The sequence below is a fragment of the Ruegeria sp. BB1 genome (assembly GCF_056539465.1).
Genome location: NZ_JBQFVB010000009.1, coordinates 124064 through 146793 on the forward strand (window position 1 = coordinate 124064; position 22730 = coordinate 146793).

20 protein-coding genes are annotated in these 22730 nt (G+C 53.9%); 15 read left to right on the forward strand and 5 right to left on the reverse strand.

Features of this window, described 5'->3' with window-relative positions; translation table 11 throughout:
* Positions 1-447: 447 nt before the first annotated feature.
* From pdxR to ACR0AL_RS17425, 6 genes are all read left to right on the forward strand, one after another.
* Positions 448-1893: a MocR-like pyridoxine biosynthesis transcription factor PdxR gene (gene pdxR, locus ACR0AL_RS17400; RefSeq protein ID WP_170351233.1), complete on the forward strand. Its 1446-nt coding sequence runs from the start codon at positions 448-450 to the stop codon at positions 1891-1893.
* A 179-nt stretch (positions 1894-2072) separates the two neighbouring features.
* Entirely contained in the window at positions 2073-3575 is a 1503-nt protein-coding gene (locus ACR0AL_RS17405; protein WP_480648334.1) for a CoA-acylating methylmalonate-semialdehyde dehydrogenase, read from the forward strand.
* Positions 3576-4140: 565 nt separating this feature from the next.
* Entirely contained in the window at positions 4141-4647 is a 507-nt protein-coding gene (locus ACR0AL_RS17410; protein WP_170351235.1) for a TRAP transporter small permease subunit, read from the forward strand.
* 76 nt (positions 4648-4723) lie between these two features.
* Positions 4724-5773, forward strand: a complete 1050-nt coding sequence (locus ACR0AL_RS17415) for a TRAP transporter substrate-binding protein (RefSeq protein ID WP_170351236.1) — start codon at positions 4724-4726, stop codon at positions 5771-5773.
* Between the two features lie 154 nt (positions 5774-5927).
* A complete protein-coding gene (locus ACR0AL_RS17420) occupies positions 5928-7235 on the forward strand; it encodes a TRAP transporter large permease (RefSeq protein ID WP_170351237.1) in 1308 nt (435 codons plus the stop codon).
* Positions 7236-7245: 10 nt separating this feature from the next.
* The gene (locus ACR0AL_RS17425) at positions 7246-7650 is read left to right on the forward strand and encodes a universal stress protein (RefSeq protein WP_170351238.1); all 405 of its coding nucleotides are present in this window, start codon (positions 7246-7248) and stop codon (positions 7648-7650) included.
* Positions 7651-8480: 830 nt separating this feature from the next.
* Here the strand turns inward: ACR0AL_RS17425 and ACR0AL_RS17430 are convergent.
* Positions 8481-8900 (reverse strand): hypothetical protein, encoded by a 420-nt coding sequence (locus ACR0AL_RS17430; RefSeq protein ID WP_170351239.1) that lies wholly within the window; start codon positions 8898-8900, stop codon positions 8481-8483.
* A 32-nt stretch (positions 8901-8932) separates the two neighbouring features.
* On the opposite strand from ACR0AL_RS17430, the gene ACR0AL_RS17435 reads away from it, so the two are divergent.
* On the forward strand, positions 8933-9136 hold the full coding sequence (locus ACR0AL_RS17435; RefSeq protein ID WP_480664040.1) for a hypothetical protein: 204 nt from the start codon (positions 8933-8935) through the stop codon (positions 9134-9136).
* Positions 9137-9565: 429 nt separating this feature from the next.
* On the opposite strand, the gene ACR0AL_RS17440 is transcribed toward ACR0AL_RS17435, so the two are convergent.
* Positions 9566-10594 carry a LacI family DNA-binding transcriptional regulator gene (locus ACR0AL_RS17440; protein WP_170362682.1) on the reverse strand — a complete coding sequence of 343 codons (1029 nt, stop codon included), beginning with the start codon at positions 10592-10594 and terminating at the stop codon, positions 9566-9568.
* 113 nt (positions 10595-10707) lie between these two features.
* Between ACR0AL_RS17440 and ACR0AL_RS17445 the strand changes: the two genes are divergently transcribed.
* From ACR0AL_RS17445 to ACR0AL_RS17475, 7 genes are all read left to right on the forward strand, one after another.
* The gene (locus tag ACR0AL_RS17445; RefSeq protein ID WP_170379681.1) at positions 10708-12219 is read left to right on the forward strand and encodes a tripartite tricarboxylate transporter permease; all 1512 of its coding nucleotides are present in this window, start codon (positions 10708-10710) and stop codon (positions 12217-12219) included.
* Positions 12216-12671, forward strand: a complete 456-nt coding sequence (locus ACR0AL_RS17450; RefSeq protein ID WP_170379684.1) for a tripartite tricarboxylate transporter TctB family protein — start codon at positions 12216-12218, stop codon at positions 12669-12671. The genes ACR0AL_RS17445 and ACR0AL_RS17450 overlap by 4 nt, the downstream gene beginning before the upstream one ends.
* A gap of 44 nt (positions 12672-12715) precedes the next feature.
* Positions 12716-13675 carry a Bug family tripartite tricarboxylate transporter substrate binding protein gene (locus ACR0AL_RS17455; RefSeq protein ID WP_480664043.1) on the forward strand — a complete coding sequence of 320 codons (960 nt, stop codon included), beginning with the start codon at positions 12716-12718 and terminating at the stop codon, positions 13673-13675.
* Between the two features lie 58 nt (positions 13676-13733).
* Positions 13734-15155: an acylating sulfoacetaldehyde dehydrogenase gene (sauS, locus tag ACR0AL_RS17460; RefSeq protein ID WP_170351244.1), complete on the forward strand. Its 1422-nt coding sequence runs from the start codon at positions 13734-13736 to the stop codon at positions 15153-15155.
* Positions 15152-16663 carry an AMP-binding protein gene (locus ACR0AL_RS17465; RefSeq protein ID WP_480664045.1) on the forward strand — a complete coding sequence of 504 codons (1512 nt, stop codon included), beginning with the start codon at positions 15152-15154 and terminating at the stop codon, positions 16661-16663. Before sauS ends, ACR0AL_RS17465 begins: the two co-directional genes overlap by 4 nt.
* 1075 nt (positions 16664-17738) lie before the next feature.
* Positions 17739-18416 (forward strand): M48 family metalloprotease, encoded by a 678-nt coding sequence (locus ACR0AL_RS17470; RefSeq protein ID WP_368040065.1) that lies wholly within the window; start codon positions 17739-17741, stop codon positions 18414-18416.
* Between the two features lie 276 nt (positions 18417-18692).
* Complete coding sequence (locus ACR0AL_RS17475; RefSeq protein ID WP_480664047.1) at positions 18693-19403, forward strand: glutathione S-transferase N-terminal domain-containing protein; 711 nt, start codon at positions 18693-18695, stop codon at positions 19401-19403.
* On the opposite strand, the gene ACR0AL_RS17480 is transcribed toward ACR0AL_RS17475, so the two are convergent.
* The 3 genes from ACR0AL_RS17480 to ACR0AL_RS17490 form a co-directional block, all read right to left on the reverse strand.
* Positions 19400-20977, reverse strand: coding sequence for a GMC oxidoreductase (locus ACR0AL_RS17480; protein ID WP_480664049.1), 1578 nt, complete (start codon positions 20975-20977; stop codon positions 19400-19402). The genes ACR0AL_RS17475 and ACR0AL_RS17480 overlap by 4 nt on opposite strands.
* Positions 20978-21019: 42 nt before the next feature.
* Positions 21020-21571: a gluconate 2-dehydrogenase subunit 3 family protein gene (locus tag ACR0AL_RS17485; RefSeq protein ID WP_170362691.1), complete on the reverse strand. Its 552-nt coding sequence runs from the start codon at positions 21569-21571 to the stop codon at positions 21020-21022.
* A 92-nt stretch (positions 21572-21663) separates the two neighbouring features.
* Complete coding sequence (locus ACR0AL_RS17490; RefSeq protein WP_170362692.1) at positions 21664-21939, reverse strand: hypothetical protein; 276 nt, start codon at positions 21937-21939, stop codon at positions 21664-21666.
* 222 nt (positions 21940-22161) lie between these two features.
* On the opposite strand from ACR0AL_RS17490, the gene ACR0AL_RS17495 reads away from it, so the two are divergent.
* Positions 22162-22566, forward strand: coding sequence for a PaaI family thioesterase (locus ACR0AL_RS17495; protein WP_170550969.1), 405 nt, complete (start codon positions 22162-22164; stop codon positions 22564-22566).
* The last annotated feature ends 164 nt before the right edge of the window (positions 22567-22730 follow it).

Here is a 22730-nt window from a genome sequence, read left to right on the forward strand (position 1 = left end):
CATGCGATAAAAGGAGTGTTTATGGAACCAGGCAATCTCAGGCTATTGCCAGTTTACAACGGGAATACACTGGCCGACCTGTTTCAGGCTTGTTCAAGCCCTTCTTTATCGTCGGCGATTTGCGGTTTGTGGGGCAATTCTGACTTCAAGCTGGGCAATCACATCATTGATCAGCCTGAACAGAGCTCGATTGTCCATCCACAATGCTTTGGCAAGGCGCTACCCTTTGTCGGATGTCGGTTTTGAGAATGGAAAGCCCAGAGGCTTTCTATATTCCGGGATACGTACACAATTCGCGTAGCCCCCAAAACTCGGATGCAGGATCACAATAATCATGCGTCTTGTGTTTGATCAAATGGCCAGTTCACGATGAGCAAAAATCTCTCTTGCAAAAATCAACCAGAGGCATCCGATGCACAGCGTTCGGCGTCAAATCTGGTCAATGTGATGAACATCGACCGCGATGACGCATTAGGTATACGCGATCAGATACGCGCAGAGTTGGCTTATTTGATTTCAAGCGGCGTACTGCAAAATGGAGCGAAATTGCCCTCCTGCAGAGCACTTGCGCGTGATCTCAAGGTGTCTGTGAACTCGGTGTTGGGTGCATATTCCAGGCTTGTTGACGAAGGTACGATCATTTCGAAGCCAAAATCTGGCTACTATGTCTCTCTCAATCTGAACCGGACGCAGGCCAAGGCAGATCAAGAGATTAACGCGAATTTCCCGAACATCGTCGAAAGAATAACCAGAAGGCGTTTACCATCCAAAGCAGGCTGTATCACGCGGCCTGCGGATTGGCCGGACTATCAGTTCCCGTTCGTGTGCAATCAGGCGGCCTCGAACAGGTTTCCTTTGGCTGAATGGCGTGAATGTTCCCGACTGGCGTTGAACATGCGCGACCTCAGCAATTGGACAGGTGACAACCAGTATCGTGATTCCGACACCTTTGTTGAACAAATCTGTAGCCGGTTGTTGCCGCATAGAGGCATCGTCGCCAAGCCTGAAAACGTGCTGATTACCATGGGTGCGCAGCAGGCCATCTATATAGTGGCGGCTTTGCTGCGTGGCTTTGGCCGCGTCGTTGCAATTGAGGATCCAGGATATGCCGACGCGCGTAACATATTCGAACAGACCTTTGATGAGGTCCGGTTCATCCCCGTCGACAGTGAGGGTCTTGTTGTCGATGAAAGACTGGCCGGATGCGATCTGGTCTATGTGACGCCAAACCGTCAGATGCCAACAGTTCTGTCTATGTCGCAGACCCGAAAACGTCAGCTGCTGGACATGGCAAAGAAGGAAGATTTCCTGATTATCGAAGACGATTATGAAGGTGACATGGACTTTGATGAGAACAGTCTGCTTCCTTTGTATAGTGGGCATTCTCAGGGGCGGGTGATCTATACTGGCAGCCTTTCAAAAAGCTTGGCTCCGGGTCTGCGGCTGGGCTATCTGGTCGCCCAGGAATCTCTGGTGCAAGAAGCGCGCGCCCTACGCGGAATGATGATCCGCCATCCACCTCACGTCATTCAACACACCGCATCTCTGTTCCTGCGTTTTGGTCATCATGAGACGCACCGGGCAAAGATGCACCGGATTTTCAACGAACGCTGGCACGTCGCATCGCAGGTCATCCAAGAGCTGTTTCCCGATTTCGAGTTGCAATACGAATATGGCAGCACGAACTTTTTCTTCCGCAGCTCCCAAGGGCACAGCGCCTATCAAATCGCGGAAGCTGCACGTCAAAGGGGCGTGATTATCGAGCCGTCTAGCGTCTGTTTTTCTGATGAAAAAAAGGGTGAAATAACCTTCAGGCTTGGCATTTCCGCCGTTCCGGCAGGCAATATCGAACAGGGTCTTCGCACCTTGCGCAGCGCCATTGATGCGCTCTAGCTGTGCCCACACTTAAATTCATCTGTGTCTATCCAACAGGCCAACAAACTTACCTTTATTGATGGGCAAGGCCAATCGGGCTGGTCTGATCGAGTCACTTGCCCACGCGAAAGCAAGTTATTTTTTTGTTGATTTACCGCGCCCATAGGTCCGTCAGGTCGAATGTAGCGAGGTGAGAGATGAATATTCTGGGGCACTTTGTATCCAACGAATTCTGGCCAGGTGCGAGCAACAGGATTTCTGAAATTGTAAACCCGGCCACCGGGGCGGTGACCGGAAAGGCAACGCTGGCCTCTGTCGAAGACGTAGACACCATCGTTAGAACAGCGGCTGAGGCGGCGCCGGGCTGGGCTGCAACACCGCCTGCCAAACGCGCGATGGTTATGTTCGAGTTTCGCGATCTTCTCAAAAAACATACCAATGAACTGGCTGAACTGCTGTCGTCAGAACATGGAAAAACTCTGCCGGACGCAAGAGGCGAGATTGCGCGCGGCATCGAGGTTGTCGAATTCGCGTGTGGGATTCCTCAGCTTCTTAAAGGCGAGTATTCAGAGGCCGTTGCAGCAAACGTAGATTGTTTTTCTGTCAGACAGCCTTTGGGCGTTGTTGCAGGTGTAACACCCTTCAATTTTCCCGCCATGGTCCCGCTTTGGATGTATCCGGTGGCCATTGCCTGTGGAAACACCTTCGTGCTGAAGCCTTCCGAAAAAGACCCCTCGGTCGTGATGCGCATCGCGGAATTACTGGCGCAGGCCGGGTTGCCACCGGGCGTTTTCAACGTCGTGAATGGGGATAAAGTGGCCGTGGATGCGCTTTTGGATCATCCATTGGTTGAAGCGGTCAGCTTTGTCGGCTCAACGGCAATTGGGCGTTACATATACTCGCGTGGCTCGGCGAACGGGAAACGCGTGCAGGCGTTGTGCGGCGCAAAAAATCATCTGGTCGTTATGCCGGATGCGGATTTGGAACAGGTTTCGGACGCGCTCATTGGGTCGGCCTATGGCTCTGCGGGTGAGCGATGTATGGCCATTTCCGTTGCCGTACCCGTTGGTGAAGACACAGCAGATCGGCTGATCGACGTACTGGCACCCAGGGTGCGGGCTTTGAAAGTTGCGCCATTTACCGACCCGTCCTCAGAACTTGGTCCCGTGATCAGCAAGCAAAGCTACGACCGCATCTATTCCTATATTGAACAGGGTCTTGAAAAGGGTGCCGAGCTTGTTGTCGACGGGCGCGAAATCTCGTTACAGGGGTACGAAGCCGGCTATTTCATCGGCGGGTGCCTGTTTGACCGAGTGACGCCTGATATGCCCATCTACAAGGATGAAATCTTTGGTCCGGTCCTTTCCGTGGTGCGAGCTGCCAGATACGAAGACGCAGTTGGTCTGATAAACGATCATGAATATGGAAACGGGACGGCGATCTTCACCCGCGACGGTGACGCTGCGCGTGATTTCTGGGCGCGCGTGCGCATAGGTATGGTCGGAGTAAACGTGCCAATCCCGGTTCCGGTCGCTTATCACTCTTTCGGAGGGTGGAAGCGGTCCTTGTTCGGCGACCATCACATCCACGGCATGGAAGGGGTGCGATTCAATACCCGACTCAAAACCATGACAACCAGATGGCCATCCGGAATTCGCACGGGGGCTGAATTCGATATTACCGGCGGAAAAGTTGTCTGAGCCAAGGCTGAGAGTGAGCGGCCATTCTTAAAATTCTCGCATCGAGACATTGAGGCGCCACGTCATATTCCGGCGAGGTTCTATTATTTGAAGTTGATCCCAAAGGCCTCGTGAAAACACTAACACGTGCCTACGCAAAATCTGTGTAGCATCCTATTGCTTTTCTGAATCTCATCTTTGGATTGCAACAGGACGACGAAGAACCACCGTCTGGTCGATCCATTGAAGCAATGTGCGTTGGACGGGCGCTAACTGTTACCATCGACATTGAAATTACCCGCTTAATTTCAAGTCGATATCGAATAATATTGTTATTTTACAATGTGATAAGCATTGGATTGATCTGTGCCCATATTTTCATCGATCTGTGCCTTTCGCTTATTGGCCTGCATAATCTTAACTTGACCCGAGGAGGACGATGCAAGCCTTCTGCGAAATGAGGGGTTGCGCCTGCTCGCGTATGGAACGCATCATATTCCTCTAGGGAAGACAGAGCTGGGTCTGCAAAGTCATTGCAACGCCTTGTTCAAAATAGGCATTTTCACGGGGAGGACAAAGCGTGCTGATGCGAGGACTTGAAGCTCTTACAGGGGCCATATCCGAATTCGCAGGTTGGATCGGATGGTTTCTGATTTTGTACTGCATGGCGTTTGGTGTTTCCGACGTTTTCATGCGTTACCTGCTCAACAACCCATCGCAATGGATCGGCACCACCTTGCAGGCCGCAATGGTGCTTTTGGCATGTGTGGGTGGTATCTATTCGCTGCAGCATGATAGCTTTGTGAAGCTTGATCTTTTCTACGCGAATGCGACAACGCGAAAGAAGGCGATCCTAGATGTGTTGACCGCGCCCATCGCGATCCTCTTTCTGGTGACTCTGATCTGGAAAGGATACGAAGCGGGTTCGCTTTCACTGATGCTCAACCAGTGGACGCCGACATCGGTGCCGATTCCGATCTACCCAATCAAATTTGCAATCCCACTCGCCGGGTTCTTTGTTCTGCTGATCGTCATCAAGAAGCTTCTTGTGGATTTGCAAACAATCTTCGGCGGCGAACCTGATGAGGCGTAAGCCGAAACCTGGCGACGTCCTAATCTGAACAAGATCAAAACGAAAAAAATCATCTCTACAAACAAGGAGGATACAAATGAAACTTGAAAAATCCATAAAGACAGCCTTTTGGGCCGGTGCTCTTGCCACCAGCGCAAGCGTTGCTTTCGCTGCAGACGGCCCGCCGGATGAGGTAACAGAATGGGTTTTCCAGCCGGCATTTGACCAAACTGACGCTGGTTGGGACAACGGCCTGATTCCTTGGGTTGAAGCCGTTGAGGAAGCAACACAAGGTACCGTTAAAATCCGTGTCGAGCCTGCTGGCGCACTGGTAAGCGGCGCCGAGGCCTTCTCTGCGGCCGCAGCCGGCCAAACAGACGGCTATGCCGGCTGGGGATCCGTCTATGGTGGTGACATGCCGGAAGGCATGCTGGCTTTCGGTATGGCAATGGGCGCCAACAACACCGAAGAAGCATGGGAAGTGATGTGGGGAAATCCTGATTATCGCGTCGGCGATATCGTTCAGGAAGCTGCCCACGCGCGTAACCTGCACTGGGCTGGTTGGACCAACCAAGGTCCAAACGCGATGTTCACCAAATTCCGGGTTGAAAAAATGGAAGACCTGGAAGGCCACAAAATGCGCGCAGGTGGTCCTCAGGCGATCTTCCACTCGACCATGGGCGGTGCACCCGTTTCCATGAACGGTGGTGAAATCTATACTGCCATCAAGCTGGGAACGATCGAAGGCACCTACTGGGATACCGGTGGGATCGACGACATGTCTTTCCAGGAAGTGATCGACTACGCGATCATGCCGGGTTGGAACCCCGCACAGCACCAGGAAATCTTCATCAACCTGCAAAGCTGGAATGCCCTGACGGACTGGCAGCGTGAGCAAATCGACGGTATTTTCGAAGAAACCTACTTTGAAACCAGCCGTATGCACGCGGAAGGCGTTGAAGAAGCGCTGCAAATCCTGCGCGATGCCGGTGGCGAAGTGATCATGCTGAGCGACGAAGAAGTGGCAAGAATGCGTGAAAAGTCCATCGCAGAAGTTTGGCCCCAAGTTGCTGCAGCATCTAAAGGAAACGCCAAAGGCGTCGAAATCTACAAAAAGTTCCTCGAAGATAAAGCTGCAGGGAACTAATCCACCGAAAATTCGTCATACGTGACGCACAAAATGACCGCTGGCTTGTTAAACGAGCCAGCGGTGCCCCGGAAAATGCCGCCAACAATACGGCATTTGGAACCGCGCATTAGCCGACGTTCCTAGGCTGCCACGTGCTAAGGAAAGACAAAAAATGAGCCTTGAACTTATCACAGCGCTGTACTTCATAGTGCTTTTCGCCATTCTTTTCATGGGTTTGCCGGTCTCATTTGGCCTTGGCGGTACAGCCGTACTGTTCGCGATGATCATAGAACCGCGAGCGCTCTTGTCGGTGCCAAGTGCCTTTTATTCGACTCCGTGGAGTTCGATTCTGGTGACCGTGCCGCTCTTCCTGTTCATGGGATCCTTGATACGATTTTCCGGAATAGCCGAGGCCGCCTATGACGCTGTCTATAAGCTGATTGGTCATGTTCATGGCGGACTGGCGATGGGAACGGTTCAGGTCTGTACCGTTTTCGCAGCTATCACTGGCATCACGCCACCTGCGACGACAACCATGGGGCAGATCGCATACCCCTCGATGATGCGATACAATTATGACCGTAGGATCGCCATCGGATGTATCGCGGCAGGTGGCGCTCTGGGCGCGCTGATCCCGCCGAGCGTTCCGTTCATCTTCTATGGTCTTTTGGCAAAAGTATCCATCGGTGACCTGTTCATGGCCGGTCTGATGCCGGGTCTGATGCTTGCCATGTTCTATACCATCTACATCGGTGTCCGTTGCCGCATTCAGCCGGAACTTGGGCCCGCTCTGCCGGCAGATCAGAAATTCACGGTGAGTGAAAAACTCACCGCCGTGCTCAGTATCTGGCCCTTTGCCCTTTTGATCGTGATCGTTTTGGGCGTTATCTGGGGCGGCATCGCAACGCCTGCCGAGGCTGCTGCGTTTGGTGCTGCGGGCGCATTCGTCATCAACTTCATCTATGGCAAACTGACCAAGGAAGTTCTGGTTGAATCGCTGGTGTCGACAGTAAAGCTCAGCGGTATGGGCCTGTGGATCTTGATTGGCGCAACTGTCTATCTCAACGTGTTCAATACCTTAGGCAGCCAGGACCTTCTGACCAATCTGGTTCTATCTATGCCAGGCGGAAGCACAGGCATCCTGTTGATGATGATGCTGATCATCTTGATCCTGGGTATGGTCATGGATGACTGGGCCATCATTCTGCTTTGCACCCCACTGTTCATCCCGATCATTGATGAACTAGGGATCGACAAACTGTGGTTCGGCGCTTTGTTCATCGTAAACATTCAGATCGCCTATCTGACCCCTCCATTCGGCTTCGTTCTGTTCTGGATCAAGGGCGTTTTGCCCAAGGACGTGAGTATGGGCGATGTTTACAACTCGGTTGGACCCTTTGTTGTACTTCAATTCGTTGGTCTCACGTTGATTTTCATCTTCCCGGAAATCGCCACCTGGCTGCCCAACGCGCTGAAATAGAGGATATCAGATGTTCAAACATATACTTGTCCCCGTAGCTCCCGGACATGAGAAAGAGTATTCGGCATCCATAGAAGCAGCTAAAAAACTGTTGGCGGACGGTGGTCGGATTTCGGTCTTGTCCATTATGGAAGAGCTGCCATCCTACATGGCGTCATATTTTCCGAAGGATCAGCTTAAGAAAGCAATTGAGGAGCTTGCGGATACTTTGACGGCAGAGCTGGGATCGGACGTGATCGATGTTCATGTTGTGTCAGGACATTCGACCAATGCAATCCTCAGTTGGCAGGAAAAGCACAAGGCGGATTGTGTCGTCGTGTCCTCACACCGGCCCGGTCTTTCTGACCTACTACTGGGATCTACGGCCGCCAGGGTTGTACGGCATTCCAATTGCAGCGTGGTGGTCCTTAGATAAGGTCAAGCAAAATCAATTGGTTGCAAAAGATGGGGTTTCCGGTTCCTCTTGGGGAGGGGCCGGAAACTTTTTTCATTCAAAGTACTGTATTGAAAAATGTAAAACTCTCAGGCGCTTGGTTTCATTTTATTGAAAGCCAACAGTTCTTGTCGGATCGCTTAATTACTGAGACTGCGCATGCAACAGATTCAGTTACTTAGGTTTTCGAGTCTTTGAGATCCGGAAACGGGCCAAAATTTCCAAAACTTAAGAACACGACTTTCGGTTGACAGGTAGGGAATGCTTGGAAAGAGACCAAGAGAGCTTCCTTTGTGGCGCTCACGGCACGGAGATTTCTGCGGATCTACGTTTTCGTGTATTCTGCGCAGCGAATAGACCGATCATTGATCCAAGCTGAAGACTAAAGTTTCAGGAGCGCACAGATCGCGCCTATGCACGCCATGCTGAAAGGCAGGCCCTGATCCCCCGGTTTTCAATCAACCAAAGCAGCCTCATCTGACTGGTTTAAGTTGATTGTTAGTACATGATTGAACTTGGCTCTATCGGTATGATTGCTTCTGGCACGGGTGGGCTAAGTTTTCATAGAAAGAAACCCAATGACCTAGCCCAAAGGAAATGAAGTGGGGCGAGCAGGGTAACTCCAATCGGGAAGTAAGCTAGCAGCAGGCGAACCGCCTGCGCTGACGAAATTCGACCGATTGACATTGTCAGTAGCAAAGGCGGAACCAGGTATGGAAACGGCACGAGAATCCATGTTGGAACTTGCGCCGTTAAGACCCACTCAACTGGCCAGCCAGTGGTTTCTGCCAATTGTCCTGCCAGTGGCGTCATTACACCTGGCGCAGTCGGAACCGTCGTACACACCGCCACCAGTGATCCGATGGCGGCCAGAGAGGCAAATATTGCCGTATTGCTGGAAAGGTTTGCTTCATGAACATGGTCACCAGATACACTCCGGCCCAGGCATTTATTCCGGAGTGAAAAACCACAGCTCCGAAGCCAATGACCCCGGACACAAAGAAGATTGGCGCAATGTTTACTTTCTGAGGAAGATCGCTGAAGGGGATGACACCGACTACAGGTAATGCACAGATCAGAGCGGCCCCAAGTGCGATCCACGCAGGTGCGATTCCATGCCAGCTGTCTGTAACCCAAAGTAAAATGGTAACTCCGAGTATGCCGGATATGGCGACCGGGCCGAACGCGACATCCGCCATCTGGGGCATCAATTTGCCGAAATCGTTTGCCATCCAAGCCTGGCCGCCTCGCTCAGTCGCAACCTGTGCCTGAAAAATTGGCCGAACGGGCTGTCCAGATCATCGGCTCAGAGGCGGACTGGGATCAGATGGCGGGGAATGCTGGCATAGAGTTGCCGGACCACACTGCCATGAAGGTGGGTTCTTCACTGATTGCCTTGCAGATCGTTTCCCGCGGCCAAGGCGCGGCGACTATCTCGGAGGATTTTTTGCGCAGCTACATCAAATAAGGACTGCTGGTCTCTCAACTCGATGATCGGCTGCCTACGCCCGCAGTGTATTTTGGTCGTTCAGGTCACCTCGGAAAAACGAAACGAGGTGAACCAGTTCTGCAGGTGGCTTCAAGACTACTATAAAGCAGCGCAAAGTTTAGGACTGAGGCTAACAGTTGGAGCGTAACGCCGCCGCATGGCGTCCAAGAGGTGCAACTACTCGGCTAATGAATTGCTACAGTCTGTGTGAATCATAACTTTTCTACTGCGCGGAAGCGAACTATCCGGCGCTCATGCAGCTGTTTTCACAACGCAAGCACTTAAAGCGAGAAAATTGCCAATATGCTATCAGTTCATCGCGACCAGCAGGGGCGTTCACACCTTCACACCCGTAAACGCTCAATACGAGAATTTTCCGGGGGCAAAAAATATTGCCTTGAATAGCCGCTAAATCGTCACTGGACCCGTTGTTCCTCTGACGATGCACTCCAATTCGCAGCAGACTCTGAATGGCTCCGGATCGTCTGAGGTAATGTAGTCGGTGAACTTTTCCCCCGCCAGCGTTCCGATGGTTTCTGCCGGAATACGAATGGTCGTTAGACCCGGCTCTACGTCTGACGACCCTTTGAAATCGCCGATGCCGATAATCGACAGGTCTTCGGGAACGGTCAGGCCCAGACTCTGCGCGGCAAACAAGGCACCCTGTGCAATAACATCGTTTCCGCACAACAATGCCGTAGGGCGCGGATGTTCCGTCAAAAGGGAAATGGCAGCCTGCTTTGCCTGCGAGACACTGTAGGGCGCTTCGGAAACTCGCTTGTCCGGAAGGCAAATATCCCTTTCCGCGAGCGTATCATGTACGGCTGTGAACCGGTGCTGCGCTCGATCATTGCCATTGGTTTTGGGAAAAATCAGTCCGATGTCCCGATGCCCCAAGGCCAGAAGATGCTCGGTCGCAAGTCGCCCGGCCAGAAGATTGTCTGCCCCGACACAGGGCAAGTCTGAATCTTCGGAGTAGTTCCATATCGCCAGCCCCGGAATTTTCTGCTGTTCGATCAGGCGGGCGGTTGCCTCGGCGTGTTCCAACCCGACAAGCGCAACCCCGTCCACACGATGCTCGAGCAACTTGCGAACCATCGCGTATTCCCGGTCAAGATCGTATCCGTGCGACGCCAGCAACAGGCTGAAGCCGGCCTTGTCGATCGAATCCGAGAATGCCTGAATGACCTCAGCAAAAATGGCATGGTTGATTGTGGGCACAACTAGGCCGATGGTCCCGGACCGTTTGCCATGCATCGTCTGTGCAGCACGGTTGCGGATATACCCCAGTCTCTGAACCGCTCGGTTGATCTTTTTGCGAGTCGCTGGGTTCACCAAATTCGGGTGATTAAAGGTACGTGACACCGTGGACGGAGAGACTTTTGCAGCCTTTGCAACTGCCACAATATCCACCTTACCCTTCTGAAAAATAGTCATAATTTTCTTCCATTTGGTCAATTTTATGAAAACATTTGCAAAACTATTTTCATTGCCTAACCTGATTTGTCAACAAAAGTAAAAACATGAACCGACGGGTTGGGAGGCCCTGAATGGAATTCATTTATTACTTCGGAGACGTGTTTACCCCGCTGTCATTCATGCTGCTGCTCGGCGGTACAATTGGGGGCCTGATTCTGGGTGCCACGCCCGGGCTTTCACCGACCATGGCTGTCGCGCTGTTGATCCCGTTTACCTTCCAGCTTGAGGCGGCGCAGGGTCTGATCTTGCTGGGAGCCGCCTATACATCGACCGTGGCCGGAGGGGCAGTCAGCGCAATTCTCCTCAAGATCCCCGGCGCGCCTGCCAATATTGCCACAACACTGGACGGGCATACGATGGCCAAACAAGGCCAAGGTGCGCGTGCTTTGCAGCTTTCGTTTCTGGCTTCGGCGGTGGGCGGAATATTCGGGGTTCTGCTTTTGATCTTCCTGACCCCCGTTTTGGCCAAATGGGCTCTGGCGTTCGGCCCTTCGCATTTGTTCTGGCTGGCCATTCTGGGCGTGACGGTGATCGGGACTCTGGACTCCGCGTCGGTGGTAAAGGGGCTACTGTCAGGCTGCATCGGCTTGTGGCTGGCCACTATCGGCTTTGATGACATCATGGGGGCGCAGCGTTTCATCTTTCACCCCGCTTTGGGTGGTGGAATCAACATCATTGCCGCGCTGATCGGCCTGTTTGCAATCCCACAGGTGCTGACGATGTTCGCCAAGGGGCGCCATAACGCAGGGGCCGAGGTCATTGAAGTGCAGCGCCATTCGATCGTCGCGGCATTCCGAGAGTTGTTCAGCCGCACCCGTGCGCTGGGTATCGGAACGATGACAGGCTCAATCATCGGCCTAATCCCGGGTGTCGGCGGACAAATAGCGGGTCTTGTTGCCTATGATCAGACCAAAAAGTTCTCGGCTGAAAAAGACAAGTTCGGCACGGGTCATTCCGAAGGAGTGATCGCTGCGGAATCCGCCAACAATGCCATGGTCGGCCCATCTCTGGTACCTTTGCTGACGCTGTCCATTCCCGGCAGCCCCACCGCCGCTGTTCTGTTGGGCGGCTTGCTGATTCACGGTATTTTCCCTGGCTCAGACCTGTTCGACAATCACCCCGATGTCGCCTGGACCTTCATCAACTCGATGCTGATCGGGCAGATACTGATGTGCATCTTTGGCCTTTATGTCGCAGGGCTAGCAGCCCGCGTGGCGCAGGTGCCGCAATCGGTCATGGCCGCCATCGTGCTGGCGCTGTCGGTCTTTGGGGCCTATTCGGTGCAGGGATCGATGGGCGACGTCTATGTCATGGCCTGTCTTGGCATCGGCATGTTCTTTCTGGAACGTTTCGGATTCTCTGCCGCACCCCTGGTGCTGGGGCTGATCCTTGGACCCATCGCCGAGGCCAACTTCATTCAGGGCGGAATGATCGCCGACGCCACCGTTGGCAAGGCTTCGTATTTCCTGACCGGCGGTTTGAACCTGTTGCTGATCGTCATTGTGCTGGCCTCGATCGCCTATTCGGTCTGGATGGAACTGCGCAGCCGTCGCTACACCACCAAAGAGGAGGCGCAGGCATGAACCGCTCGCAGCACATATTCGGGTCGGGTCTGGTTTTTGCAGTTGGTCTCTGGGTGACGTGGGTCAGCTATACCCAGCAACCGGCCGAAGCCTTTCTGTTCCCGCGCCTTATCGCGTCTGTTTTCGTGGTTCTGGCCGGCTGGACATTTGGCAAAGCCCTGATGGGCTTGTCCAAAGTCGGAAACGGCGTGACGCGCGCCATGTTCATCAACATGCTGCCCGGCCTGATCATCACGCTGATCTACGTGTTCTGGGCGGCAAAAACGCTTGGGTTCTATACCGCTACGACCATCACCTTTTTTGTCCTGCTGTCGATCTACGATCCCGCGCCTCATGCCGAAGCAAAAAGCTGGATCAAACGCGGTGTCATCACAGTGGTGTTTGTGACGGTGATGTACGGGCTCTTCGCCATGCTTCTGAACGTCTACACCCCAAGGGAAATTCTGTTCTGACCGCACCAATTTGCGGGTGAACCAAATCAGGGAGGAAACGCAAAATGAAACGATTGATCGCAGGGGCCGCACTGGTTCTGACTGGCCTGACAGGCCAGGCAATGGCCGAAGAATACCCGGAACGACCACTGATGATGATGGTCAGCTATGGGGCCGGAGGTGCAACCGACTTTCAGGCGCGGATCGTCACCATGACGGCCGGGAACGAGGATGCGCTGGGAATGCCCATTGCCATCATCAACAAACCCGGCGCAGGTGGTCGCGTTGGCTGGAACTGGTTTGCCACGCAGGCCGACCCGGACGGTTATACTTTGGCCGCCTACAACGTTCCCCACTTCATCGCCCAATCGATCAAGGGCGGCGTCGAATACTCGACCGACAGCTTTGAGCCCATCGCCAATTGGGGGGCCGATCCTGCTGTGTTCGTGGTTGGTGCGGACAGTGAATTCAATTCAATGCAGGATGTTGTCGCCTTTGCGAAGGAAAACCCCGGCAAACTGACCGTTTCGGGTGCAGGATTGTTTGTAGGCCACCACATTGCTGCACTGCAACTCGACAAGGCCGCCGGGACCAAAATGGCCTATATCCCGACCAAAGGTGGCGGGGCCGCAGCAATGAAAGCGGTGATCGCGGGCGAAGTCATGGGCGGCATCAACAACCTGTCTGACGCGTTCCGCGCCCAAGAGGCGGGTAACGTCAAAATCCTGGGCGTCGCCGATCTGGAACGCAACGCCTTCCTGCCGGATGTTCCGACGATGATGGAACAGGGGCTCGAGGTCGACAATTCGTCGGTCAACTTCCGGGGTGTGATGGTGCCCAAAGGAACTCCGCCGGAGGTTATCGAGAAACTGGCTGCCACCGTGCCCGAGATGTTCGCCAATTCCCGCGTCGCCAAAAAGATGGAGGCAGGCGGTTCGCCAATGCACATCATGACACGGGACGAAGTGATCCAAATGTGGGCTCAACGCCAACAGACACTGAACGAATTGCTGGCCGGCCTCTGATCCGGCGATCATAGCGGGGCGGAACGGGTCCGCCCCGAACAACCATTCGAGGACCAAGATGAACGCTCAGGACGGGATTTCCCCCGAAATTGCTGAAATAGATCGTATTGTCGCACGCGCGCGAAAAGCTCAGGCGGCTTTTGAAGCCGGTGCTAGCCAGTCGCTTTACGACAAAGCGGCACTGGCGGCGGGCTGGGCCATCATGGAACCGACGCGCAATCGGGCGCTTGCCGAGGTAGCCGTCGAAACCACCGGACTGGGCAATGTGCCCGACAAGATCACAAAGAACCACCGCAAGACACTTGGCCTGTTGCGGGATATCGCGAGCGTTAAAACCCAGGGCATTATCAGCGACGATCCGGCCACCGGAATTACCGAGATTGCCCGGCCGATCGGGGTCATTGGCGCGGTCGTCCCTTCGACCAACCCTGCCGCCACGCCCGCGAACAACATCATCAATGCGCTCAAGGGTGGCAATTCCATCGTGGTGGCACCGTCGCCCAAGGGTGTGGCTTCTTGTGAGCTGCTAGTGGGTTACATCCACGCTGAGTTTGACAAACTGGGGCTGGATTGTGATCTGGTCCAGATGATCGCAGCGCCCGGGTCAAAGGCGAAAACCCAGCGGTTGATGGAGACCGTTGATCGGGTGATCTGCACTGGCAGTCAAAACAACGTCCAGCGCGCGCAGTCCTGCGGCACGCCTGCGGTGGCGGTTGGCGCTGGCAACGTAACTGTGATTGTCGACGAAACCGCCGACCTGCAAGATGCCGCAGCCAAGATCGCGGCGTCTAAATGTTTCGACAATGCAACGTCCTGCTCTTCCGAGAATGCTTTGGTCGTGGTGGATGCGGTTTATGACGCATTCGTCGCCGCGATGGCGACCGAAGGCGGCGTTCTGGTACCGTCTTCGGAAACAGACGGTATCATCGCGCGGCTCTGGCCTGACGGTCACCTCAACCGGTCCGTTATCGCGCAGGACGCCGACAAAATGCTAGACGCCTTGGGGATGGCAGGCAAAGTCCCTGAAGGAACCAAGTTTCTTGCGGTTGAGACCGACGGTATCGGCGCGGATCATCCATTGTCTGGCGAAAAACTCAGTCGGGTTCTGGCACTCTATCACGCGGCGGATTTCGACGACGCTAGGGAAATTGCAACCCGAATTCTGGCGCATCAAGGGGCGGGGCATTCGGTTGGCATTCATACGAATGACGATGCGCGTGCCATCGGTATGGGGCGTGATCTGCCCACCTGCCGGGTGATCGTTAATCAAGCACATACCTTTGCCACTGGCGGCAGCTTTACCAACGGGATGCCTTTTTCGCTGTCGATGGGCTGCGGCAGCTGGGGCGAGAACTCAATCGACACCAATTTGCACTGGCGTCACTTCGTCCAGACCACGAAAATTGTGCGTGAAACGCCGCCGCGCGAACCCGGGCTTGATGAGATTTTCGGGGCCTACTGGTCGGAGGTCGGACAATGACCAACCCGCCCGAAGGCACCATCCGTGATTGGCTGGACTACCGTGCGATCCAAGGTGGGACCGGCTTCGTCTTCCCGGACGGCACGGCGGACCTGACTTGGAGCGAGTTGCGCGAAACCGCGCGTCGTGTTGCCGTCATGTTGACCGATCTGGGCGTGGAAAAAGGCGAAAGTGTCGCCATCCTCTACCCAAATTGTCGCGAAGCGTTGGAGGTTCTGTTCGGTGTTCTCTATGGCGGATTTCGGGCAACGATGATCAACCTCGTCGCCGGAGACAGCGCCGTTACCTATGCTCTGGAGCACAGCGATGCACGTTATGGGTTCGTGCATTCCGACCAAACGGACCTGTTTGCCCGAACAGCCGATCCGGCAGCGATTACAGCGCTGCATGTATCGGACGCCAAAGACACCGGCAGCAACCTGCATGGCATCTCATCAAGCAGTCATGCGCTGTTGATGTACACTTCGGGGACGACCGGGCGTCCTAAGGGGGTAGTTCACACTCACGCCAGCATGTTGGCGGGCGGTTGGACAACTGCGGTCGCGCACCAATTGACTGACGCTGACCGCGGGTTTTGCGTCTTACCGATCTACCACATAAACGGGCTGTGCGTGACGGTGATGGGAACATTGGTATCGGGTGGTTCGCTGGCCATGTGCGAAAAGTTTTCGGCCAGCAGATTCTGGGACAATCTTGGCAAGGTCGGCGCAACTTGGTTCTCGGTGGTACCAACCATCATTTCTCATCTGCTGCACTCGGACACCAGTCCGGATGCCGATACCCGACAGCGCGTACGCTTCGGACGATCCGCATCTTCAGCATTGGCGCCGGACGTTCAGCGCAGTTTTGAAAACCGCTTCGAAATTCCGATCATAGAAACGATGGGCCTGACTGAGACGGCGGCGCAGATTCTGTCGAACCCGCTGCCTCCGGGTGTTCGTAAGATCGGGTCGCCCGGGGTTGCCTTTGGAAACGAAGCGGCAATCCTGGACGCCAGTCTTCAACCTGTGCCGCGCGGAACCGAAGGCGAATTGGTCATTCGTGGTCCCAATGTGATGCTGGAATACCTCAAGGACCCCCGCGCGACGTCGGGAACGTTTACGGTTGATGGCTGGTTGCGCACCGGCGACCTCGCGCGCATGGACAAGGACGGATATGTTTTTGTGACAGGACGCTTGAAAGAGTTGATCATCAAAGGCGGTGAGAACATCGCGCCGCGTGAGATCGATGAAGCGCTTTATTCCCACCCAGACGTTGTCGAAGCGGCAGCTTTCGCACGCCCCTGCGCCAGCTATGGTGAAACCGTAGAAGCCGCTGTTGCAATTCGCGAGGGGTCTCAAGTGACCTCTATGGATCTATCGAAAATTTGCGAAGCGCAGGTCGGCCGGTTCAAATCGCCCGATCGCGTTCATTTTCTGCTGGAACTGCCAAAAGGGCCATCTGGGAAAATCCAACGAAACCGTATACTTGAGATCGTTAACGAGAGAGCTGGTGACCCAACTACCTGAACATCCGCGACATCGTTAATTAGATTACCCAGTGTTCGCGCTGGCGAAGCCGCGCTGCAGCACCAACAGAGTTGTCACTTGACGACATTGAACCTCAGTCCCAGCTTGTAATCAGTGACTTCGTTTCGATTGGCTGATACCGAAGATGGCAACTCATTTTATTTTTCGCGTAAGAATGTGTGAATTGTTTCTGTGGCTTCGAAAGGGGACCTGATCCAGAAACTTCTCAAGGGCATCGAAACCGGTGATGCGGCAGCTGCGGCTGTCGCAAACGAGGTACGCAATATGACCCGAGGCTGCAGCCGACAAGTCGCTGTAGAAGCATTCAAAAAGCGCAAAAATCTTAAGGTGTTGAATTCAATGGGTGACGAGTCTCAATTATTCGGTCCCATTATTTACGTACTCCGACAATTCTTGTTGGGCCACCTGATTGGTGAGACAATCTCTTCCGGCTTCGGTCGCTTGTTCGCCATGTGGTTCCTCCATTTTCTTAACCATAGCGGCGGACCACTTCAGAGGGGGAGGATCAACACAAAGTCAGCTTGATATCGGCGGTTGGAGATACTGTTGAGCAGCTTCATCTGACTGGTCCAAGTTTCCCAGACGTTGATTTTCCGGATTTAAACTGCATCCCAAAGGGTTACGACACAAACCTGTTATTCAATAGCGCTTAGTGTTGCCAATTGAGTTAACCTTATAGGAGTAGTTGTTTTTCTTAGTCTGCGGTCATTCGATCTCTCCGAAAAACGCCGCAAAACAGATAGGTTTCAAGCCGTGGTGCCGCGAGAATGGCGGCTGTCTATGTGTCGATCAACAAGGTTTAGGTCGTTAGCGAGGAGGCCGTGGGCTAGTTGGCTGTTCGTTTCAACGCCATTTACGGTGCTCACCATTCTGGCGACAGCTGAATCGGCCTGCGACTACAGACAATCTCCGCTGTTATTGAATAACAATTCACACAAGCTCTATTATCGGATTTGGATGTTGGCTTATCGAAGACTATGGCCTCTATTTCTGTGTTTTGAATTGCTAGAAAGATGCTTTTATGAAGCGAGCTGTATTGGTAATATCTATTTTGATGTTGGCGGGATGCGTATCAACCAACCCTCCTCCATCTGCACCTATCCCAAACCCCGGTCGCGCAAGCGCCCCCGTCAGTTCACAGCAGGCACAAGTAAGGTTTCGGCAGGTCGCCGCACGGATAGAACCCGTGGCAGAGCGAGAATGCCGCCGCCGTACTCGGGGAGTGAATTGCGATTTCTTGATCCGCATTGATCCAAACAAAAAAGCACCCTCAAACGCATATCAGAGCTTAAGTAAGTCGGGGCGCCCGGTGATCACAATGACCCAAGCGCTGACACGAAGTGTGAACAATACCGATGAACTTGCATTTGTAATGGCGCATGAAGCCGCTCACCATATTCAAGGGCATTTGGCGCGTCGCGCTCAAAATGCGGCGGCTGGTGCAGTAATTTTGGCTGGTCTGGCAACAATTGCCGGGACCGGGCCGAATGATATTGCCGCTGCACAAGATCTTGGAGCGTTTGTCGGCGGGCGCAGCTATTCAAAGAACTTTGAATTGGAAGCTGATCAACTAGGCACGGTAATAGCCCATAAAGCGGGCTATGATCCACTCAAAGGTGCGCTGTACTTCGCGCGAGTTCCTGATCCTGGTGATCGTTTTCTGGGCACACATCCTCCCAACGCACAAAGGTATCATGCGGTTCAAGCTACGATGACTCAGATTGGCGGCTGATTCATTAGGTCAATAGGTAGTCGCAGAGTCACAATGCTAAAGTTCGTGCAAGCCTTGATACCGCAGTTTCAGTGAATGGCCGCTTCGACAGGGTGCGCCGCAGCACCAGTGGGCAAAGCCAATGTCGGCTCAGAGCCGAATGATGGCGTGGCGGCTGCTCAACTGCGGTTGCGGACAGCCATTAACCAGGACTCCCTTGCGCGAACATAACGCAAAAGCAGCCTCAGTCGTTTCTGGCAATGTGATAGACTGCCGTGAAACAGAATGGGCCCCAACATGATATCGCACGAGAACAAGCGCAGGCTCTTTGAAGTTGTTGGTGAAAATCCAAAAGCCCATTTGAGTCCGTACTGCTGGCGCAGTCGCATGGCGCTGGCGCATAAACAACTAAGTTTTGACTCAGAGCCATGGCGCATAACCGAAAAGCAACGGATCGCAAGATCCGGGGGTGTGACGGCGCCGGTTCTGGTGGATGGCAATCAGTGGGTCCGGGACAGTTGGTACATTGCCTCTTATCTGGATGACACCTATCCGGGCCATCCACTGTTTGCCAGCCCATCCGACAAGGCAAAGTCGCTATTCGTCAATCACTGGGCAGACAACACGCTGCACCCTCTGATCTTTCGTGCTGTCATAGCGGAGCAATTTCCCCTGACGGCGAAGTGCGACAAGGATTACTATCGTGAACGAACCCTGCGCAAATTCGGCCAGACCGTCGAAGAAATCGGAGCTGACCCTGAATCCGCACGTCACGCGACCAAACAAGCACTGATCCCGCTTGAGGTAACTCTCGCCGAAACGCCTTTCCTGGGCGGCGTAGCACCAGATTATTCGGACTATATATTGTTCGGTACATTCCAGTGGCCTCGGGTTGTCAGTCTGACGACATTCTGGCCACCAGAGAGTGCTCTGCACCGTTGGTTCGAAGAACTGCTCGGCGCATTCGATGGAATGGGGCGGGCACAACTGCCGCGCAGCGCTCTTTAGGGCAGTAACTCTGATCGATGGGTGCGAATATAATCTGCCGTGCGAAACACTAACGCAGCCAGCGTAGCCGTCGGGTTGATGGCGCCGGGCGTTGGAAACAGGCTTGCGCCGGCGACAAACAGATTGTCGATCTCATGCACCTGCCCATATGAATTCGTGACCGATGCCGATGCATCGTCGCCCATGATTGTTCCGCCCATCATGTGCATAGGATTTCGCGGGCCCGCCCAGGCATCAGTAGCCCCCGCCGCATTGAAGATACGGAGACCCTCGGCCCTGGCCAGATCTGATCTGGAGGCATTTGCCTGTGGAAGAGAGTTTTGCACATGGGCTTGCGGTAACCCATATCGATCTTTTTTTGATGGATCGAGCGTGACGCGGTTTTCCGGAATACTATCTTCCTCGCACAACACAGTCATATTGCCATAATGCAAACTGGCTTGACGCAAATATGCGTCCAGAGCCTCGCCGCACAATTCGGGTTTGGCCAGAGCAATTCCCAACAGATCGTTGGGTTTTGCAGCCTGTCCAACAAGCCACGCGCGGCTGCCAAAGGTATCCTTTGCCGGTTGTTTGTCGTCATAGCCATCCAGGCAGAGCGTATTTGCACCGGACACACCCAAATGGGGCTCCGTTTCCTGAGAAAAAAGCCCGTGGATGGTCGTTAGCGCGTGAGACGTAAAATAGCGTCCCAGGGTTTTGCTGCCATTGCCAAGCCCATTAGGATGCTTGTCGCTGGCGGACAGCATCAGCAACCGTGCATTCCAGATTGTGTGGCACGCCGAGATAACAATTTCGGCAGGTTGCAGGTTTTCCCGACCCTGCTCATCGACATATAAGACTGCGGTTGCCTTAGATCCCGCAGGGTCAGTTTCAATTCGTGCAACATAGGCGTTGTGGCGTAGACCAACCCCAGCTTTTCGGGCCCGTGGCCATTGCAGAACTAGTGGATTTGCCAACGCCCCGATTGGGCAGCCCGCGTCGCACCAGCCGTCAAGCAGGCATCCTGACCGGCCATCATAGGGAACGGAGTTTACTGCCAATGTGTTTGTCGTGAGTTTCAGCCCCTCTGCTTCAAACCCGGGCTTGATGGTCTGTGACTGTTTGGAAATTGAAATGGCAGGCATGGGATAGGCCTCGCCGGGCGGCGCATTAGTATCTTCATCGCCAGAAACGCCAAAATAAGACTGCGCACGGTCATACCATGGCCGCAGGTCTTCATAATCAATGGGCCAGTCTAGACTGCGCCCGTACAAGGATTTGACGTGAAAGTCGTCCGGATGCAGCCGGTACCAATTTGCGTACCAATGCAAACCGGCCCCGCCGGTCCCCCAACCCATGGCGAAGTTTGCGGCCCCCACAAGATCGCCTGACTCCCGGACCTCCGGCCCTGCCCATCTGAGCCGCCGGGACCAGATCTGCGAGCTGATCATATCCGAAAGCTGGCGCTCCGGCCCGGCTTCCAGGACCAGCACGGTGAACCCCGCTTCACCCAGCTCCGCCGCCATCGTGCTGCCGGCGATGCCAGAGCCGATGATCACGACTTCGACCTTATCATGTGAGATTTTGGTCATTGGTTCTCTGTGTTTTGGGTTTCTCCTAGGTTAGCAGAATTGCTACCAAGGCCGGGGTGGCGGAATATGCGCGAGATAAGGAATATTCAGATCCGCAAATCCCGCCTGCGTGCCATAAACAACATCCACCGCGTCGCTGCGTGAAATGAAATAAAAAAAATTCGGATCTGGATCGGTCCAGACTTGCATCTTCGAGGCTATCGCAGCCTCAACCAATTCCAGTCGGTTACCGGCATCCGCCCGTGCAAAGGACAAACCAAACCGGTGCAGGCATTCTTTTTCAATGCCCAAGATCCCATTGCGGTAAAATCCTGCCATGTCGCTGGCATCAAGGTATCTGAGAAGTAACAAGGACGCGGCCTGATCTCCTGCGAGGTTTTCGTCGACAAACCTAGCGACCCCGGCCTGGTCTGCGCCGGACACGATCGCCGCGCACCAGGCAGCCAGAGTCTCTACTTCGGCTGCCGTGAGTACCTTGTAGCTTGTGTTTTCGACGGTCTTTGCCTCCGCGTTTATGGAAAGGCTACGCATTACGATGTTTGCCCAGAACGTGGTCGGGATCACACGAGTCAAAAAGCGTCGTCGTCCCATCATTCGACCTGTCTCCACCTATTGCAAACAGATGCCCTGATCACCGGGCTGGGCCCACCTTATCAGTTTCTGTTCAATCCGTCATACACGTCTAACTACCGGCGAAATCCAAACTCGGTGTCAAAGATTGCGGGAGACATCCCATTGAACAGATCGCCCAGCTTTTCAAGCTCAGCTTGAGGGCCATGTAATTCGACCCCGGTGATCTCGACCAGCTGTTGCGTGAGCTCAAAGATGTGGTTGCCCAATTCCATATGGCGGATCACTGCATCGGCGTTGTCATAGTCTTCGCGGGATACAACTTTTCCACCGGCACCGAAACTGTAGGCTGACGCCAAATGGCCGGGTTCTAGCCTACGCAGTTCAATCATTTTGGAACAATTTTCTCTAAATGCCACTGCATGTGATTCTAGGATCGTCATATAGCCAACGACAGTTACAATCTGCGGGACGGACACGGTAACTTCTCCTACAATTCGATTTTGAATACACCACAAGAATAATTGTATTCCGCCTGCAGGTAAAATGGTGGTGGGTACCCTAGTTCGGACACCAAGGAACACAGATGTATTCGTCCATGAGTAAAATCGTACATGCATAACAAAAACATCCAGCACTGGTTACCACCTTACTCCCAATCTCTGGGTCTCGAACTAGTGTCCGTTTCAGTGGAGGAGGTGGTGGCGAAACTGCTCGTCCGAGAAGACATGGGCAACCGAAACGGGGTGATGCATGGTGGTGCGATCATGGGGGCGGCAGACTCCATAGGAGGAGTAGCTGCGGCAGTGAACCTTGACAAAGATGCCAGTACAACAACCCTGGAGAGCAAGACGAACTTCATCCGATCTGTGCGGATTGGCGACGAGATCACTTTGACCTGTATTCCCCTGCATCGCGGTCGAAAAACAATGATTTGGCAGACCACGATTACCCGACCCGATGGCCGTACTGCGGCGATCGTGACCCAAACGCAACTCACTCTGGATTGGAAAGGTTAAACCACCAGGTTCATAGCTGGCTGAGCTTGCAATCGGAAGCCATAACCAGGATTTGTCCGTGATCTGTGAGTTTGGTGCTTTCATAATTCGCACGTTCAGTGATAGTCAGCAAAGCGGGCTGCGCGCGCAGCAACTATGCACCTCACTGAGTGACCGGATTGGGC

What these genes read in the sequence shown, in the direction of transcription:
- ACR0AL_RS17455 (WP_480664043.1), top strand. Translation starts at nt 12,716, where the DNA reads ATGAAACGATTGATCGCAGGGGCCGCACTGGTTCTGACTGGCCTGACA.
- ACR0AL_RS17450 (WP_170379684.1), top strand. Translation starts at nt 12,216, where the DNA reads ATGAACCGCTCGCAGCACATATTCGGGTCGGGTCTGGTTTTTGCAGTT.
- ACR0AL_RS17480 (WP_480664049.1), bottom strand. Translation starts at nt 20,977, where the DNA reads ATGACCAAAATCTCACATGATAAGGTCGAAGTCGTGATCATCGGCTCT.
- ACR0AL_RS17405 (WP_480648334.1), top strand. Translation starts at nt 2,073, where the DNA reads ATGAATATTCTGGGGCACTTTGTATCCAACGAATTCTGGCCAGGTGCG.
- ACR0AL_RS17420 (WP_170351237.1), top strand. Translation starts at nt 5,928, where the DNA reads ATGAGCCTTGAACTTATCACAGCGCTGTACTTCATAGTGCTTTTCGCC.
- sauS (WP_170351244.1), top strand. Translation starts at nt 13,734, where the DNA reads ATGAACGCTCAGGACGGGATTTCCCCCGAAATTGCTGAAATAGATCGT.
- ACR0AL_RS17490 (WP_170362692.1), bottom strand. Translation starts at nt 21,939, where the DNA reads ATGATTGAACTGCGTAGGCTAGAACCCGGCCATTTGGCGTCAGCCTAC.
- ACR0AL_RS17430 (WP_170351239.1), bottom strand. Translation starts at nt 8,900, where the DNA reads ATGGCAAACGATTTCGGCAAATTGATGCCCCAGATGGCGGATGTCGCG.
- ACR0AL_RS17425 (WP_170351238.1), top strand. Translation starts at nt 7,246, where the DNA reads ATGTTCAAACATATACTTGTCCCCGTAGCTCCCGGACATGAGAAAGAG.
- ACR0AL_RS17470 (WP_368040065.1), top strand. Translation starts at nt 17,739, where the DNA reads ATGTTGGCGGGATGCGTATCAACCAACCCTCCTCCATCTGCACCTATC.
- ACR0AL_RS17440 (WP_170362682.1), bottom strand. Translation starts at nt 10,594, where the DNA reads ATGACTATTTTTCAGAAGGGTAAGGTGGATATTGTGGCAGTTGCAAAG.
- ACR0AL_RS17475 (WP_480664047.1), top strand. Translation starts at nt 18,693, where the DNA reads ATGATATCGCACGAGAACAAGCGCAGGCTCTTTGAAGTTGTTGGTGAA.
- pdxR (WP_170351233.1), top strand. Translation starts at nt 448, where the DNA reads ATGAACATCGACCGCGATGACGCATTAGGTATACGCGATCAGATACGC.
- ACR0AL_RS17465 (WP_480664045.1), top strand. Translation starts at nt 15,152, where the DNA reads ATGACCAACCCGCCCGAAGGCACCATCCGTGATTGGCTGGACTACCGT.
- ACR0AL_RS17410 (WP_170351235.1), top strand. Translation starts at nt 4,141, where the DNA reads ATGCGAGGACTTGAAGCTCTTACAGGGGCCATATCCGAATTCGCAGGT.
- ACR0AL_RS17495 (WP_170550969.1), top strand. Translation starts at nt 22,162, where the DNA reads ATGCATAACAAAAACATCCAGCACTGGTTACCACCTTACTCCCAATCT.
- ACR0AL_RS17415 (WP_170351236.1), top strand. Translation starts at nt 4,724, where the DNA reads ATGAAACTTGAAAAATCCATAAAGACAGCCTTTTGGGCCGGTGCTCTT.
- ACR0AL_RS17485 (WP_170362691.1), bottom strand. Translation starts at nt 21,571, where the DNA reads ATGATGGGACGACGACGCTTTTTGACTCGTGTGATCCCGACCACGTTC.
- ACR0AL_RS17445 (WP_170379681.1), top strand. Translation starts at nt 10,708, where the DNA reads ATGGAATTCATTTATTACTTCGGAGACGTGTTTACCCCGCTGTCATTC.